Annotated in this window: 18 protein-coding genes; 11 read left to right on the top strand and 7 right to left on the bottom strand. The window is 71.8% G+C overall.

The features are described from left to right. Window positions 1-49: 49 nt before the first annotated feature. On the top strand, window positions 50-991 hold the full coding sequence (locus AB0G10_RS34090) for an inositol-3-phosphate synthase (RefSeq protein ID WP_360931298.1): 942 nt from the start codon (window positions 50-52) through the stop codon (window positions 989-991). A gap of 2 nt (window positions 992-993) precedes the next feature. Here AB0G10_RS34090 and AB0G10_RS34095 read toward each other — a convergent pair whose 3' ends face one another. Together AB0G10_RS34095 and AB0G10_RS34100 are read right to left on the bottom strand one after the other, a co-directional pair. Then, a complete protein-coding gene (locus AB0G10_RS34095; RefSeq protein WP_360931301.1) occupies window positions 994-1,668 on the bottom strand; it encodes a DUF6766 family protein in 675 nt (224 codons plus the stop codon). Between the two features lie 83 nt (window positions 1,669-1,751). Then, on the bottom strand, window positions 1,752-2,132 hold the full coding sequence (locus AB0G10_RS34100) for a hypothetical protein (protein ID WP_360931304.1): 381 nt from the start codon (window positions 2,130-2,132) through the stop codon (window positions 1,752-1,754). Window positions 2,133-2,211: 79 nt separating this feature from the next. Here AB0G10_RS34100 and AB0G10_RS34105 point away from each other — a divergent pair, with 79 nt between their 5' ends. Further along, window positions 2,212-2,718: an adenylyl-sulfate kinase gene (locus AB0G10_RS34105; RefSeq protein WP_360931307.1), complete on the top strand. Its 507-nt coding sequence runs from the start codon at window positions 2,212-2,214 to the stop codon at window positions 2,716-2,718. Here the strand turns inward: AB0G10_RS34105 and AB0G10_RS34110 are convergent. The 4 genes from AB0G10_RS34110 to AB0G10_RS34125 all read right to left on the bottom strand — a co-directional run bounded on the left by AB0G10_RS34110 (window position 2,705) and on the right by AB0G10_RS34125 (window position 6,105). Continuing rightward, on the bottom strand, window positions 2,705-3,733 hold the full coding sequence (locus tag AB0G10_RS34110; RefSeq protein ID WP_360931310.1) for a M15 family metallopeptidase: 1,029 nt from the start codon (window positions 3,731-3,733) through the stop codon (window positions 2,705-2,707). The two genes, AB0G10_RS34105 and AB0G10_RS34110, sit on opposite strands and share 14 nt — an antisense overlap. Window positions 3,734-3,881: 148 nt before the next feature. Next, window positions 3,882-5,213 (bottom strand): chromate efflux transporter, encoded by a 1,332-nt coding sequence (chrA, locus tag AB0G10_RS34115; RefSeq protein WP_360931313.1) that lies wholly within the window; start codon window positions 5,211-5,213, stop codon window positions 3,882-3,884. Then, complete coding sequence (locus tag AB0G10_RS34120; protein ID WP_360931316.1) at window positions 5,210-5,641, bottom strand: chromate resistance protein ChrB domain-containing protein; 432 nt, start codon at window positions 5,639-5,641, stop codon at window positions 5,210-5,212. Before AB0G10_RS34120 ends, chrA begins: the two co-directional genes overlap by 4 nt. Next, a complete protein-coding gene (locus tag AB0G10_RS34125) occupies window positions 5,638-6,105 on the bottom strand; it encodes a Chromate resistance protein ChrB (RefSeq protein WP_360931319.1) in 468 nt (155 codons plus the stop codon). The genes AB0G10_RS34120 and AB0G10_RS34125 overlap by 4 nt, the downstream gene beginning before the upstream one ends. Window positions 6,106-6,258: 153 nt before the next feature. Here AB0G10_RS34125 and AB0G10_RS34130 point away from each other — a divergent pair, with 153 nt between their 5' ends. Then, window positions 6,259-6,465, top strand: coding sequence for a hypothetical protein (locus AB0G10_RS34130; protein ID WP_360931322.1), 207 nt, complete (start codon window positions 6,259-6,261; stop codon window positions 6,463-6,465). After that, window positions 6,432-9,131 (top strand): AAA family ATPase, encoded by a 2,700-nt coding sequence (locus AB0G10_RS34135; RefSeq protein WP_360931325.1) that lies wholly within the window; start codon window positions 6,432-6,434, stop codon window positions 9,129-9,131. The genes AB0G10_RS34130 and AB0G10_RS34135 overlap by 34 nt, the downstream gene beginning before the upstream one ends. Here the strand turns inward: AB0G10_RS34135 and AB0G10_RS34140 are convergent. After that, a complete protein-coding gene (locus AB0G10_RS34140; protein ID WP_360931328.1) occupies window positions 9,106-9,654 on the bottom strand; it encodes a carboxymuconolactone decarboxylase family protein in 549 nt (182 codons plus the stop codon). The two genes, AB0G10_RS34135 and AB0G10_RS34140, sit on opposite strands and share 26 nt — an antisense overlap. 84 nt (window positions 9,655-9,738) lie before the next feature. Here AB0G10_RS34140 and AB0G10_RS34145 point away from each other — a divergent pair, with 84 nt between their 5' ends. From AB0G10_RS34145 to AB0G10_RS34175, 7 genes are all read left to right on the top strand, one after another. Then, window positions 9,739-10,347 (top strand): MarR family winged helix-turn-helix transcriptional regulator, encoded by a 609-nt coding sequence (locus AB0G10_RS34145; RefSeq protein WP_360931331.1) that lies wholly within the window; start codon window positions 9,739-9,741, stop codon window positions 10,345-10,347. Further along, complete coding sequence (locus AB0G10_RS34150) at window positions 10,344-10,961, top strand: hypothetical protein (protein ID WP_360931334.1); 618 nt, start codon at window positions 10,344-10,346, stop codon at window positions 10,959-10,961. The genes AB0G10_RS34145 and AB0G10_RS34150 overlap by 4 nt, the downstream gene beginning before the upstream one ends. 725 nt (window positions 10,962-11,686) lie before the next feature. Further along, on the top strand, window positions 11,687-12,868 hold the full coding sequence (locus AB0G10_RS34155; protein WP_360931337.1) for an LLM class flavin-dependent oxidoreductase: 1,182 nt from the start codon (window positions 11,687-11,689) through the stop codon (window positions 12,866-12,868). After that, the gene (locus AB0G10_RS34160; protein WP_360931339.1) at window positions 12,865-13,377 is read left to right on the top strand and encodes a flavin reductase family protein; all 513 of its coding nucleotides are present in this window, start codon (window positions 12,865-12,867) and stop codon (window positions 13,375-13,377) included. Before AB0G10_RS34155 ends, AB0G10_RS34160 begins: the two co-directional genes overlap by 4 nt. After that, a complete protein-coding gene (locus AB0G10_RS34165; RefSeq protein ID WP_360931342.1) occupies window positions 13,378-14,319 on the top strand; it encodes an aliphatic sulfonate ABC transporter substrate-binding protein in 942 nt (313 codons plus the stop codon). It abuts the gene before it with no gap. Beyond that, a complete protein-coding gene (locus AB0G10_RS34170; protein WP_360931345.1) occupies window positions 14,316-15,131 on the top strand; it encodes an ABC transporter permease in 816 nt (271 codons plus the stop codon). Before AB0G10_RS34165 ends, AB0G10_RS34170 begins: the two co-directional genes overlap by 4 nt. Continuing rightward, complete coding sequence (locus AB0G10_RS34175) at window positions 15,104-15,811, top strand: ABC transporter ATP-binding protein (RefSeq protein ID WP_360931348.1); 708 nt, start codon at window positions 15,104-15,106, stop codon at window positions 15,809-15,811. Before AB0G10_RS34170 ends, AB0G10_RS34175 begins: the two co-directional genes overlap by 28 nt. Window positions 15,812-15,835: the final 24 nt, after the last annotated feature.

Genomic DNA, 15,835 nt, shown 5'->3' on the forward strand with positions numbered 1-15,835 from the left:
GGCCCCGCCTACCCGCTCCCCCATCGACGAAACCCCGTAGTCTCGGCCCGTGATCGAAAACGCGAGGGTCGCCGTCATCGGCGTCGGCAACAACACGTCGGCGTTGGTGCAGGGCATGAACCTGTACCGGCGGACCGGGAGTCTCGCCGGCGTCCACCGGCCGGAGATCGGCGGGCTGACGGTCGGGGACGTCGACGTCGTGGCGGCCTTCGCCCTCTCCGGCGCGAAGGTCGGCAAGGACCTGCACGAGGCGATCTTCGCGCCGCCCAACAACGTCCCCCGCCTGGGCGGCGACCTCGCGCCGTCGGGCGTCGTCGTGCGGCGAGGGCTCACCGACGCGAGCGGGATCGAGGAGGTGGCGGCGGCGCTCGCGGGCGCCGAGGTGGTGCTGTACTCGGCGCCGAGCGGCCGGCCGGAGGTCGCCCGCGCCTACGCCGAGGCGGCACTGCGGGCCGGCGTCGCGTTCGTGAACACCACGGCCGACCCGGTGGCGCGGGACGCGGCGCTGCTCCGGCGGTACGAGGAGGCCGGGCTGCCGCTGATCGGCGACGACCTGGCCAGCCAGTTCGGGGTGTCGGTGGTGCACGGCACGCTGCTGCGGCTGCTCGAGGAGCGCGGCCTGACGCTGACCAGCTCGTACCAGGTCAACCTGGGCGGCACCGAGGACTTCCGCAACCTGGTGGCGAACCCGGAGAGCAAGAAGCAATCCAAGCGGAACGCGCTCGGCGCCGGCCCGGTGGAGATCGCGCCGCTCGGCTATCTGCCGCACCTCGGGTCGCAGAAGATCGCCCACCTCAACATCGAGGCGCAGGGGTGGGCCGGCACCGCCGTGAGCCTGGACGTGCGGTTGCGGGTCGACGACCCGAGCGGCGCCGCCGGGGTCAACATCGACCTGGTGCGGCTGGCCGCCGTCGCCCGCCGGGCGGGGCGCGGCGGCTGGCCGGCCGAGGCGGCGGCGCACCTCAAGTCGCCGCCCGGGACCGCGGTCTGAGGTCAGCCCTCGACGCCGGTGGCGCCGTGGGCCGCGCCCACCGGTTTGGACTGGGAGCTGCCCCGCTGGCGGAGGTAGATGGAGAGGACGGCCATGGAGGCGACGGCGAGGAGCTCGGACTGCCAGTTCTGCAGGGTGCGGTTCCAGAAGTCGGGTTCGGTCAGGTACTGCGTCCAGGTGACCGGGTCCTGAAGGTTGCCGAGCTGCTCCTCGTTGTAGGCGGCCCGCCCCGCGATCGACTGGCCGAGCCAGGACAGCACGAAGATCAGGCCCATGACCAGGCCGAGCGAGTTGGAGAAGAGCCACAGCTTGACGCCGCGGGCGTGCGCCCACCTCGGCGACTCGTCGTCGGCGAACGCGCCGACCTTCTGATCCCGATCGGACTCGCGGCCGGCCTTGCCGAGCTCCTTCGACTCCGGGGAGCCCTTCTGGAGCAGCCACACCGTCAGATAGATGTAGAGGAAGAACTGGAGGTACTCGGACTGCCAGTTCTCCAGGACGTCGGCGCCGAAGCTGGCCGAGGTGACGTACCGGCCGAAGGAGACCGGCGGCAGGCCCTCGGTGAGCTGCTGCTGGTTGAAGGCGGCGTGCCCGGCGACCGCCTGCCCGACCAGGACGACCAGGAAGAGCAGGCAGAAGACCAGGCCCAGGGCGTTCTCGCGGAGGAATCGCCTCACCGGTGCAGCACCCCCAGCGCCGTGAAGAGGATCAGGCCGGCGGCCACTACGAGCAGGAGGGAGACGAACAGGGTTCGCACGGCTCAGCTCCCCTGCAACGAGCAGTCGTACGGGGCCTCGCCCCGCGGCGTGCAGCCGGCCGCGACGACCCGCCAGCCTCCGGCGAAGACACCGAGGAAGACCGTGTCGCCGGCGACGTGCACCTGCGCCCACTGGCCGTAGACGGAGCTGCCGGTCACCGGGCCCGGCTCGGGGAGATCCTCGTCGAGGACCGCCTCGGCGCACGGCTTCCCGGCCGCATCCTCCAGCTCGGCCACGGTGTTCGGGGCCAGCACGGCGCACGCCTGCGCGCCGTCCCGGGCGGCCGTCGCCGACAGCAGAAGCTCGGCGACCGCGGAGGCCGCGTCCTCACGTCCCCCCACCGAGCCACAGCCCGCGAGCAGCAGCGCCGCGCCCGCGATCATGGACAACGTCCTTTTCATGGCGCGTGGAGTTGCCCATCAAAGCCATTCTCAATCGTACGAGGGAGAAAGGAGTCCCCGGATGGGTCACGCACTGCTGCTCACCGGCACGGTCGGCTCGGGCAAGACGACGGTCGCGGAGGCGCTCGGCGATCTGCTGGCCGAGAAGCGGATCCCGCACGCCGTCGTCGACGTCGACTGGCTGCGGCGCAGCTGGCCCAGCCCGCCGGCCGACCCCTTCAACGGCGCCATCACGCTGCGCAACCTGCGGGCGGTGGCCCGGAACTTCCTCGCCGCGGGCGCCGAGCGGCTGATCCTGGCCGGGGTGGTGGAGAGCCGGCAGGAGCGGGACGCCTACCGGGAGGCGCTCGGCGTGCCGCTGGCCGTCGGCCGGCTCCGGGTCGACCTCGCGATCGTCCGGGAGCGCCTGATCCGCCGGCACGAGCACGACCCGGCCGGCCTGGAGTGGCACCTGAAGCGGTCCGGCGAACTGGACCGGATACTGGACGAGGCCGGCGTCGAGGACTTCGTCGTCGACGCCGGCCTTCGGTCGCCGGGTGAGGTGGCGGCCTCGATCAGCTACCCGTGATCGACCAGTGCCAGGGCTCGGAGGGCAGGTTCACGAAGCCGTATTTGCCGGCGTTCGCGGCCATCCACTGGAAGGCGGGGCTCTTGCGGGTGTTGATGGACTTGCCGCCGGAGGTCATGTCGACGGCGAGGCCGATCTCGTGCAGCGACCGGCCGGGGATCGCGGTCGGGACGCGGCAGGACGACGAGGGCGCGGTCCAGATGTCCGGGCAGCCGTTGGCCTTGCGGAGCGCGATCTGCTGATCCTTGGTCCGGAAACCGCCGCCGGACAGCTTCACGCCCGACTTGGCCGCGTCGTCGATCATGCGCTGGAACGACAGGGCGACGACCCGGTTCACCGTGACGCCGTAGACCTGGGTGGTCGTGAACTTGACCCGGGACTGGGTCACGACGGCCTGGCTGAGCTGGGAGGCCTGAGCGGCGAGGGCGGCCCGGTCCTTCGGGTACGACGTGATGCGCTTCTCGGCGTACGCGACGGTCTTCACGGCAGTCTCGTGCGCGGTCGTGGCGGCGGCCAGCTTCTTCTCGGCGGTCGCGTGCCGGGTCTGGGTGAGCTTCAGGGTCGCGGCGCTGGTCTGCGCGATGACGGCCCGGTTCTTCGCGGCGGCCTCGGCCTTCGTCACGGCGGCCGTGGCCTTGGCGACCCGGGTCTTGCTGTACGGCTTCTGCTTCTTCGCGGCGACGAGGGCCTTCTTCGCCAGCTTGGCGGCGTTCAGCGCGGCGGCGTGCCGGGCGAGCATGGTGCGCCTCGTCCCGACGGCCTTGTCCATGACCGCCTCGGCAGCCGTCTCGGCCTGCCGGGCCTCGGCCGCGGCCGAGCCGCGGGTGGCCGCGGCCGCCTTCAGCGCCGGCAACTGGGTGGAGAGGCGTGCCGTGTACGTCTCCAGGTCGAACTTCCGGCGCATCGTGTCGGCCCAGGTCGTCCCCGCCGAGGCGGCGATGGTCGCGGCAGCGTCGTCGACGCCGCCGGCTACGGTCGCGGCAGCGTGCTCAGCGGCTGCCGCCTGTGCCGGCACCGCGCCGGCCGTGAGAATCAGGGCAATCGCCGGTCCGGCGGCAGCGATGGCAAACCGTCGTCGCGTCGTGCTCGTTCCCAAGATGAAGGCTCCTCCCCGTGGCGGACAGGTCGTATCGGCCGCGCCCGCCAGCGGGTTGAGGAAACCGTCAGAAGAAATTCGCGGCCAGCCCCAGCGCCGCGCAGACGCCCAGCACCCGCAGCACCGGCCACTTCGCCTTGAAGATCAACACTCCGGCCACCACGCCGATCGCCAGCGACGTCCACCGGACCGACCCGGGAACGGGCAGCTCCAGCGCCCACGGCCCGGGCCGGACCTCGCCGAAGAGCGTGTGCACCGCGAAGAACAGCCCCAGCGAGGCGATCACCCCGACGACCGCGGCGGTGATGCCGGTCAGCGCCGCCGAGAGCGCGCGATTGCCGCGCAGCCGTTCCACGTACGGCGCTCCCAACAGGATGAACAGGAAACACGGCACGAACGTCACCCACGTGGTGAGCAGGGACGCGAGCACCCCGGCCACCCAGGGGTCGAGCGAGCCCGGCTGGTGGTAGGCGCCGAGGAACGCCACGAACTGCACCACCATGATCAGCGGCCCGGGCGTGGACTCGGCGAGGGCGAGGCCGCGGACCATGTCGCCGGCGGAGAGCCAGCCGTAGTGCTCGACGGCGCGCTGGGCCACGAAGGCGAGGACCGCGTACGCCCCGCCGAACGTGACGACGGCCGTGCCCGAGAAGAACAGGCCCTGCCGGGTGAACACGCTGCCGGCGCCGGTCGTGACGGCGAACAGCGCGATCGGCAGGAACCAGGCGGCCAGCCCGGCGGCCAGGATCGTGACGGTCCGGCGGGCCGAGGGACGGTCGTGGTGCAGGGCGTCGTCGGAGATCAGCGGCGCCGGGCCGTCGGGGGTCCCGCCGGCGGCGCGCTCGTCGAGGCGGCCGATCCGGTGCAGCAGCCACCCGGCGCCCGCCGCGAACGCGATGACCAGCGGGAACGGGATGCCGAACACGGCCAGGGCCAGGAACGCCGCCACCGCGAGCCCGATCAGAGCCGGGCTCGTGAGGGAACGCCTGCCGACCCGCCAGACGGCCTGCGCCACGACCGCGACCACGGCCGGGGCGAGGCCGGCGAAGAGCGCCGTCACCACGGTGCTCCCGCCGTACGCGGCATAAATGATCGAAAGAAGGAGCAGGGCCACCATGCCGGGCAACACGAAAAGGCTTCCCGCCACCAGCCCGCCGCGCACGCCGTTGAGCAGCCAGCCCACGTAGATCGCGAGTTGCTGGGCCTCCGGGCCGGGCAGCAGCATGCAGTAGTTCAGCGCGTGCAGGAAGCGGCGCTGACCGATCCAGCGGCGCTCGTCGACGAGGTGGCGCTGCATCACGGCGATCTGCCCGGCCGGGCCGCCGAACGTCTGCAGCGAGATCAGGAACCAGGTGCGGACGGCTTCCCGGAACGGCACCACGTCCGTCGTCGTGGTCATGCCGGAGGCCTGTTCAGCAGCAGGGCGCGGCGGTGGTACTCGTAGAGGCCGTCGAACATCGGGGCGGTCACGCGCAGCGTCTCCTCGTCGTCGCAGACCATCGACAGGCCGCGCAGGATCACGTCGAGGCCGGGGGCCTCGGGGGCGTCGAACCTCTCGTCGTCGACGTCGGCCTCGTGCACGATCTCGGCGATCCGCCAGAGCACCGGGTCGTGCAGCTCGTAGCGGCGCAGGATCGTCTCGAACGTGCAGTCGCCGCCGTGGTGGCCGAGGTCGGCGCCGCGCATGTCGAACGGCGTGGCGTCGGCCGGCACCGCGGCGGGCGAGCCGACGAAGACGAACTCGGCCCGCGCGTCGATGTGCCGGCGGATCAGCCAGGCGCAGGCGGCCCGGTCGATGTGCACCCCGGCCCGGGTGGCCCACCTCATGCGTGCTCCCTATCGGTGACGGTGGTCAGTTCTTCGACGGCGGCGCGGGCCCGCTCGCGTTCCGCCGGAGGGAAGAAGTCGCGCTTGCCGATCCGGTGCAGCTCGGCCCGCAGCCGCCGCAGCACCCGGCCGCGCTCGGCGTCGGTGCCGCCGCGCGCCGCCACGGCCTCGTCGGCGACCGCCCGGTACTCCGCGGCCCGCGCCTCCTGCATCCCGGCCGCGATCTGCTGCTCCTGCTCGGCGGTCGCCGGGTCGGCCAGCCAGACCGTCGCCGACCCGTCGGCCTCGACGATCTCCTCGGCGACCCAGTCGAACTGCTCCCGCGTCCGCGCGTCGGCCGGCAGCGCCACGAGACCGTCGCCGAGCCGTGCCACCCCGAGCCGCTCGAGCTTGCGCCACACCGCGATCCGGGGCCGCGACGGTTCCCGCGGTATCCGGTACGCCAGCAACACCCACCCACTCATGGAAGCGATGTAACCACGGTTACTCCTACACCGCAAGGAGGCCTTTCTAGGCATCGCTGGCCCGCGGAGTTAGGTGATCGCTCCCGATGTGAGCACCCCTCCTCAGCCACGACGATGAATACATCACCAGGACGAACGAGGAGGACGAGAACCATGCTGATGCACCCGGAGATCATGATGTCGCTGGTCCACGACCGGCACCGCGAGCTCGTGGCCGAGGCCGACCGCGGACGCCTGCTGCGCAGCGCGCGCCGCTTCCTGCGGGCCGGGCGTGAGCCGGTGCGCGGGCATCCGGCCGGCGCGAAGGCCGCCGGTACGCTGGCGCCGTGCGAATCTACCGCGGTGGCGCCAGCCCGATGATGATCGGGCGGGAGGGCGAGCTGAGCCGGCTGGCACAGCTCGCCGCCGCGGGCGAACCGGCCGTCGCGATCATCGCGGGCGAGCCGGGCATCGGGAAGACCCGGCTGGTGCACGAGCTGCTGGGGACCCTCTCCCCGCAGACCGTCGTGCTGGTCGGGCAGGCCGAGCCCGGCTCGCTGTCCCGGCCGTACGAGGTGCTGCTCGACGCCATCGACGGCCGCTCGGGGGTGGACACCGAGAGGCTCACCGATCCGGCGCTCAGCCCGGTCGAACGGTTGCACGCCGGCCTCGCGATCCTGAACGGGCTGATCGGCGACTCCCCCGCCGTCGTCGTCTTCGAGGACCTGCACTGGGCCGACTCGGAGAGCGCCGCGCTGTTCGAGCGGATCGCCGACCAGCCCGGGCCGCGGCTGCTCATCGGCACCTACCGGCCGGACGAGGTCACCCGCCGGCAACCGGTGGCGGGGCTGCTGGCCCGGATGGAACGCCGGCACGCCGTCACCCACGTACGGTTGGATCGCCTGACGCCGTCGCAGACGGCCGCCCTCCTGGCCGCCGCGACCGGGTCGCCGGCGCCGCTGCGGGCGGCCACCGCGCTGCACCATCGGACCGGCGGCAATCCGTTCTTCCTGGAGGAGCTGCTGCGGGCGCTGCCGGGGAACGACGTCGAGGCGCTGGTCGAGCAGCCCCTGCCGTGGAGCCTCGCCGACGTCCTGCGCCGGCAGGTCGACGACCTCGACCCGGTGAGCCACCGCATCGTCGAGGCGGCCACCGTGCTCGGCCACCGCATCCCGTTCGACCTGCTGGCCGGCGTGACCGGCGCGGGCGAGGAGGAGCTGATCGCGGTGCTGCGCGACCTGGTCACCCGCGGGGTGCTGGTGGAGTCCGGCGAGGACGAGTTCGCGTTCCGGCACGCGCTGGTCCGCGAGGCGATCGCGTCCCGGCTGCTCGGCCGCCAGCGCCGCCGGCTGCACGAGGCAGCATTGGAGGTGCTGCTCCGTGAGGGGGCGTCGGATCCGGCCATGGTGGCGCATCACGCGCACGGCGCCGGCCGCTACGACGACATGATCGCGGCGGCCCGGCACGGCGCCGGGCTCTACCTCTCGATCGGCTCGGCCTACCAGGCGCTGCAGCTCGCCGAGATGGGCCTGGCCGAGCTGCCCGACGACACCGAACTGCTCTCCTCGGCCGCCAACGCGGCCTGGCTGGCCGGCCTCCTGGACGAGGCGCTTGCGTACGGGCGGAGATGGCGTGACCTGGCCACCAGCATGACCGACCGCGCCCTGTCGCTGTACCTGCTGGTCCGGCTCGCCTGGGAGGTCCGGGACACCGCCGAGATGCGGGCGCTCACCGAGGACATCGAGACGCTGATCGCGCAGCTGCCGCCCGGCGCCGACCAGGCCAAGGCGATGACCGCGATCGCCCAGTCGGCGTACCTGCGCGACGACTTCGACGCCGCCCTGGCCTGGGCCGACCGGGCGATCGCCCTCGCCGACGAGTTCGGGCTGCCGAACGTGCGCCTCGCCGCTCTGCTGGAGAAGGGTTCCACGCTCTCCGAGCTGCCGCGGACCGCCGCCGACGGCCGCAAGATCCTGTCCGAGCTGGTGGACGAGGCCGAGCGGGCCGGCGAGTGGGTGCTCGCCGCCCGCGCCCTCAACGCCCTGGTGCACGGCGAGCCGCCCGCCGACCCGGTCGAGCACGCCGCCGACCTGGAACGGATGCGGGTCGACGCCGAACGGGCCGGCTTCGAATCGCTCGCCGTCGCCACCTACTTCCAGGGCCGGGCCCGGCTCGCCATCCGCGCCGGCGACCTGCGGGCCGCCATCACGGCGCTGGAGGAGGGCCGGGAGCAGGACCGCGGATACCAGCGCCGCGGCCGCTGGGCCGACTACCACTCGGTCTTCCTGGCCGGCCTCTACCTGGAGGCCGGCGAGCTGGACCGGGTCGAGGAACTCATCGCGGGCATCATGACGCTGCCGAACAACCCGCCGACCACGGTCCCCGGCCTGGTCTTCCACCTGGCGTGCCGGCGCGGCGACCGGCCACGCGCCGAGGCCGCCCTGGACGACCTGTTCGCGGCGCTGGCCGGCCAGTCCTGGCGCAGCGGCGAGCAGGCCCACGACCTGATCTCCGCGGCCCTGGAGCTCGGCCTGCCCGCCGACCGGCTCGACCGGATGGCCCTCGAACTGCTGGACGCCGACGTCTGGGACGCCCTGCGCACCCTGGTCGAGGCCCAGGTCGCCGAGGCGCACGGCCGGCACGGGGCTGCGCTGGACCGCTACCTCTCCATCGTCGACGCGCACATCTTCTCGCCGGCCGTCCGCGGCACGGTCCGGGTCGGCGCGGCCCGCTGCCTGCTCGCAGCGGACCGCCGCGCCGAGGCCCTCGCCCACCTGGAGGCCGCTCGGCCGCTGCTCGCCGGATGGGCCGGGTGGCGGGTCGCCCAGCTCGACCGGGTACGCGTCCTGCTCGGCCCGTCACCCTCGGCCCTCACCCCGCGGGAACACGAGGTCGCCGTGCTGATCGGCGACGGGCTGACCAACGCCGAGCTGGCCCAGCGCCTTTTCATCTCGCCGAAGACCGCGGCGATCCACGTCTCCAGCATCCTGCGCAAACTGGGCGTGACCTCGCGTACCGAGGTCAGTGCCGCACTGCGGCGCCGGTGACCTCGGGGAAGTCCAGCGTGGTCTGCCCCACCGAGTTGAAGTAGTTGGTGAACGTGTTGAGCGCGACCGCCGCCACGATCTCGCCGATCTCACCGTCGCTGTAACCGGCCGCGCGGACCGCCTCCAGCTCCTCGTCGGAGACGAAGCCCTTGCTGGCGATGACCTGCTTCGCGAAGACCAGGGCGGCCTCGGCCTTCGGGTCGGAGGCCCGCGCCGAGCGGCCGTCGGCCAGGTCCTCCTCGCTGACACCGGCCCGGGCGCCGAGCACGGTGTGCGCCGCGAGGCAGTAGCCGCACTCGTTCTCCACGGCGGCGACCAGCGCGATCTGCTCCTGGACCCGGGCCGGCAGGTGGCCCTTCGACAGGGCCCCGGAGAACTGCAGGTAGGCGTCGAGCACGGCCGGCGAGCTGGCCATCGCCCGCATCATGTTCGGGGTGACGCCGAGGGCGCGCTCGACGCGGCCCAGCAGGGTGCGGGCCTGACCCTCGGCGGTGGCGGGGTCGACGGTGGCGAGACGGGACATGGTGATCTCCTTTGAGTCGCCTCGGTTTCTTTGGCAGTGCCAACAATACATACGATGCTTCGGTCTGCCAACTAATATGGGGGCATGGAAGAAGAGGTCCCCGGCCCCCCGCCCGTCACCCAGCTGCTCGCCGGTCTCGCCCGGCTCGGTCAGGCCGTACGGATGGAGGCGTGGCGCAACGCCGGCCCGCACAACCTCTCGCCGCTGCAGGCCGACATCGTCACGCTGCTCGCCGCCGAACGCGCCCCGCTGCGGCAGGGCGACATCGTGGCCGCGCTCGCCTCCACACCCCCGACCGTCTCGGACGCCGTGAAGGTGCTGCGCAAGAAGGAACTCCTGGACGCGGTCCGTGACCCCGGCGACGCCCGGGTCGTGCTGCTGACGCTCTCCCCGGCCGGGGCCGAGGAGGCGGCCCGGCTCGACGTCGTGTCGGAGAACCTCGGCGGCGCCGTGGCGGCCCTGTCGCCGGACGACTTCGCGGCGATGATGCGCGGCACCGTGACACTGATGCGCGAACTGCAGGACCGTAAGGCCATCCCGGTCTCCCAGATGTGCGTGACCTGCCGCTTCTTCGTGCCGGACGCGCACCCCGCGGAGACCGGCCGGCCGCACCACTGCAACTTCGTCGACGCCCCGTTCGGCGACACCGAGCTGCGGGTCACCTGTCCGGATCATGAGACAGTGACCGGGTGACAACCCACGACCTCATCGGATGGGCCGGGTCCGCCCTGCTCGTCTGGTCCCTGCTCCAGAGCCGGGTCCTCCGGCTGCGCGCCCTGAACCTGGCCGGCTGCCTCATCCTCATCGTCTTCAACGCGGCCATCGCGGTGTGGCCGATGGTCGGCCTCAACGTCGTCCTGGCCGCCATCAACATCTACTACCTGTGGCGGATGCTGGCGACCCGGCACGACGCGGCGACGTACCAGGTGGTCGAGGTCCGCAGCGACGACGAGTTCCTGGCGCACACGCTGCGCCTGCACCACGACGACATCATGCGCTTCAACCCGGGCTTCGCCTGGGAGGACGGCCTGGCCGCCTTCCTGATCGTCAACGGCGACGAGGTGGTCGGCGTGGTCCTCTTCCGCACGGCCGGCGACGGGGTCGCGCAGGTCGTCCTCGACTACGTGACGCAGCGATACCGCGACTTCACCCCGGGCGAGTTCGTCTTCCGGCAGAGCCGCTACTTCGCCGACCGCGGCTGCCGCACCGTCCTCACGCCGCCCGGGATGAGGTCGCCCTACTACGAGAAGCTGGGCTTCCACCCCCGCGGCGACTCGTACGCCCTGGATCTGGATCCGGCGGCCTGAGGACTCACGGCGAGGCCGGCATCCACCAGCCGGCCCCGCACTCTCTCGCAGCCGCGCTTCACCTCGCTCGGTGACGCCGAAGGCTCGTTCTCAGGTCGCCTTCAGGCAAGGCCCGCCGGAGCCGTACACCTTGACAGATCAATGCGGGTGTCCAGCACGAGCCGGCCGATCCCGGGCGGGTGGACCACCAGAAGTCACGTGGTCTGCGAACAGGTCCGCAATCTGATGGCCATGGCGTCATCGCGGTCCTGGATCTTGAACGCGTGACCACCGAAATCGGTGGTCGATCGTCCAAGATCTCGACAGGGTGCGTGCGCCCGGGACTTCGCGCTTGCCGGTACGGCGTACACGTCCAGCGCAGCCTTCGAGCGGAGATCTACCGACCTCGTTGGATCGCCGTTCGAGTTCGAGCGCACGATCACCGAACTCGCCCGCGCTGACCAGGGCCGCTGAGTCACTGGTGCCTTCCCATCGGGCGATCGCCACCTCGTTCGGTCCGTCTGCGAGGCCGAGTAGGGGCATGGCCATCCCGCTGGGCCGCCGTGCTGAGCCGCCGTGCTGAGCCGCCGCGCTGGGCCGCTGCGATCGGGGGAAGCCTTCTGGCCGTTGGTGATCGGGTGGGCCGAATGGGGGTTCGGCATGGCCGTTCGCCGTGAGGGTTGCGGTCGCCCTAAAATCTAGCGAACCTATAGGCATTGCGGTTAATGCTCGGGGAGAGGGTCGTCATGTCGCTGCGGTTCCACTGGTTTCTGCCCACCAACGGCGGTGACGGGCGGCATGTCGTCGGGGGTGGGCATGGGCTGGCTCCGGGGAGTTCGGGGCGACCGGCCGACGTCGCCTACCTGACGCAGGTGGCCCGGGCGGCCGAGGACAACGGGTTCGCGGCCGCGCTCACGCCGACCGGGGCGTGGTGTGAGGACGCCTGGCTGAGCACCGCGATGCTGAGTCAGACCACGGATCGGCTGAAGTTCCTGGTCGCGTTCCGGCCGGGGGTCGTGTCGCCGTTCCTCGCGGCCCAGATGGCCGGGACGTTCCAGAACATGTCGGACGGCCGGCTGCTGCTCAACGTCGTGACCGGCGGGGAGGGTCACGAGCAGCGGATGTACGGCGACTACCTGGACAAGGACGCCCGGTACCGGCGGTGCGACGAGTTCCTGGAGATCGTCCGGCGACTCTGGGCCGGCGAGACCGTCGACTTCCACGGCGAGCACCTGTCGGTCGACGCGGCGTCGCTCGGGCAGATCCCGGACCCCATCCCGGACATCTACTTCGGCGGGTCGTCGCCGGCCGCCGGGCTGGTCGCCGCGAAGCACGCCGACGTCTACCTGACCTGGGGCGAGCCGCCGGACGCCGTGGCCAAGAAGATCGCCTGGATCCGGGAGCTGGCCGCCGAGCACGGTCGCGCCGACAGCATCCGGTTCGGGATCCGGATGCACACGATCACCCGGGACACGGCCGAGGAGGCGTGGGCCGAGGCGGACCGGCTGCTCGCCGGGATCTCCCCGGAGACGATCGACACGGTGCAGAGCGGGCTGCGGCTCAGCGAGTCCGAGGGGCAGAAGCGGATGCTCGCCCTGCACAACGGGTCGACCGACGGGCTGGAGATCTACCCGAACGTCTGGGCCGGGGTGGGGCTGGTGCGCGGCGGCGCCGGCACCGCGCTCGTCGGCAGCCACGAGCAGGTCGCCGACCGGATCGCCGAATACGCGGCGCTCGGGATCGAGGAGTTCGTGCTCTCGGCCTACCCGCACCTCGAGGGCGCGTACTGGTTCGGCGAGGGCGTCCTGCCGATCCTCGCCGAGCGCGGCCTCTGGAAGGACGAGCGCCCCCGCCGCCGCACCGGCAACGCGCGAGTGCCGTTCGCGACAGCAGGAAGAACCGACACCACGAGCGCGGCAACGAAGTGATCACCAACCAGGATCTCGACCCGGTCCGGCTGCGGCAGGCGTTCGGCGTCTTCCCGAGCGGCGTCGTCGCGGTCGCGGCCACCGTCGACGGCCGGAAGACGGGACTCGCCGCCAGCTCGTTCACCTCGGTCAGCCTGGACCCGCCGCTGGTGTCGGTGTCCATCGCGAACACCTCGAAGACCTGGCCCGACCTGCGCCGCGCCGACCATCTCGGCGTCACGGTCCTGGCCGCGCACCACGGCGCCGTCTGCCGCCGGCTGGCCGGCCCGGTCGAGCACCGCTTCGACGGCGTCAAGACGCAGGTCACCGACGCCGGCGCGATCACCGTCGACGACGGCCTGGCCCGGTTCGACTGCACGATCTACCGCGAGGTCGAGGCCGGCGACCACACCATCGTGCTGCTGCGCCTCCACGCGGTCGACCACGCCGGCGACGAGGCCGGTGGACCACTGGTGTTCCATCGGTCCGGTTTCGGCAGCTTGTCCCCGTACAAGAAAAAAGGTCTTTAAATGCAGACAAATCGCCGCAAGCTCATCTTCGGAACGCTCGGTGCCGCCCTCCTGGCCGGTTGTGGCGGCGGAGGCGACGAGACGAGCGCGACCGGCAAGCTGCGCATCGGCTACCAGCGCTTCGGCGGCCTGAGCCTCGCCAAGGTCCGCGGCGACGCGCCGGATGCCGAGTGGTCACTGTTCGAAAGCGGACCCGCGTTGACCGAGGCGCTCAAGGCCGGGGCGATCGATATCGGCCAGACCGGTGAGGCGCCGCCCATTTTCGCGGCCGCCGGCAAGATCAATTTCAAGATCATCGGTACGAGTGAGCCGGTCCCGCAGGGCGAGGCCGTCCTCGTGAAGGAGGCGAAGGGATTCACCACGTTCGCCGACCTCAAGGGGAAGACCGTCGCCCTGAACAAGGGCTCCAACGTCAACTGGCTGCTCGTCAAGCTGCTGGAACAGGCGAATCTGCGGATCACCGACATCAACGTGAAGTACCTGAAGCCGGCCGAGGGCAGGCCCGCCTTCGATGCGGATCAGGTCGACGCGTGGATCATCTGGGACCCGTATTTCGCCCTCGCCGAACAGCCCGGCGTGCGGGTCCTCGCCGACGCGACGGGCCTCGCGAACAACCGTGAGTACATCCTCGCGACCCCCGACGCGGTGACCGGAAAAGCCCAGTTGATCAGCGACTTCCTCGGCAGGTACCGCGCCACCACCGACTGGGGCATCGCCCACCCGGACGAGCGCGCGAAGATCCTCGCGCCCGAGCTGAAGATCGACGAGGTGACCGCGACGCGGGCGCTGGCCCGCAGCGCCAAGCCGCTCGCGCCGATCACGCCGGCGATCGGCGACGAGCTGCAGACGATCTCCGACGGGTTCACGAAGCTCGAGCTCATCCCGGGCCGGGTCGACATCAGGAGCCGCGTCGACGAGACGTTCAACGAGGCGTTCCTGTGACGGCGACGCTCGCTACGCCGCCCCTTCTCCGCAAACCGGCGCGGCAACCGAGAAGGGCACCACGCTGGCATCGCCTGGTCAGCCCGCTCCTCCTGCTGATCGTCTGGGAGGCCGGGTCGCGCACCGGCCTGCTGCCGGAGGACAAGGTGCCCGCGCCGAGCCTGGTCGCGCGGACCGGCTGGCGGCTCGCGGCCGACGGCGAGCTCACCACGCACCTGCTCGACTCGCTGACCCGCGCCCTGATCGGCCTGGCCATCGGCGGGACGCTCGCGATCGTGCTGGCGAGTGCGGCCGCTCTCCTGCGGGTCGGCGACAACGCGATCGATCCACCCGTACAGATGGCTCGGATGTTGCCTCACCTGGGCCTGGTACCGCTTTTGATCATCTGGGTCGGCATCGGTGAGGAACTGAAGATCAGCCTGGTGGCGCTCGGGAGCTTCTTCCCCCTCTATTTCAACACTTATGCCGGTATCCGGGACATCGATCAGCGGCTCGTCGAGGCCGCCAGGACGTGCGGACTCAACCAGTGGCAGCGGCTTCGGCACGTGGTGCTGCCCGGCGCGCTGCCGTCGCTCTTCCTCGGCCTGCGCCTCGCGATCGGCGCCGGCTGGCTGAGCCTCGTCGTCGGCGAGCAGGTCAACGCGCAGACCGGCATCGGCTTCCTGATGATGGAGGCGCGCGAGTTCGCCCAGACCGATGTGGTCGTTTTCGGGCTGCTCGTCTATGCCGTCCTCGGATTGCTCTCGGACACCCTGATTCGTATCGCGGAACGGAGGACACTGGCGTGGCGACGCGGTCTGCAAGCGACCTGAGGGTCACCGGGCTCTCTCGCGCATTCGGCGACACCGTCGTCCTCGACGGCGCCGACCTGACGGTCGGGCCGGGCGAAGTGGTTGCGCTTCTGGGTGGCTCGGGCTCCGGCAAGAGTACGTTGCTCCGCGCCGTCGCCGGCCTCGACCCGGACGCCACCGGGGTGATCGAGGTGCCCCCGCACTTCGGCGTGGTCTTCCAGGAGCACCGGCTGCTGCCCTGGAAGCGGGTCGCCGACAACGTCGCGCTCGGCCTGACCGGCCCGGACGTCCGCGGCCGCGCCCTCGCCGCCCTGGCCGAGGTGGGCCTCGGTGACCGCGGCGACGCCTGGCCGGCCGAACTCTCCGGCGGCCAGGCCCAGCGCGTCGCGGTGGCGCGCGCCCTGGTCCGCGAGCCGTCCCTGCTGCTCCTCGACGAGCCGTTCGGCGCCCTCGACGCCCTCACCCGGCTCCGCATGCAGCAACTCCTCGAACGGCTGCGCCGGCGCCACGGTTTCGCCGCCCTCCTCGTCACCCACGACGTCGACGAGGCCCTCCTCCTCGCCGACCGGGCGCTGGTCCTGGACGGCGGCCGCATCGCCGAGGAGATCCCGGTGACGTCACCGAGGCCGCGCCACCAGGACGACCCGGGCTTCGGAGGCCTGCGCAGGCAGCTCCTGGACCGGCTGGGGGTACCACTCTAGCTGTCCGCCGTCCGCCGCTGAGTC

Source organism: Actinoplanes sp. NPDC023714, assembly GCF_040639855.1.
Taxonomy (GTDB): Bacteria; Actinomycetota; Actinomycetes; order Mycobacteriales; family Micromonosporaceae; genus Actinoplanes.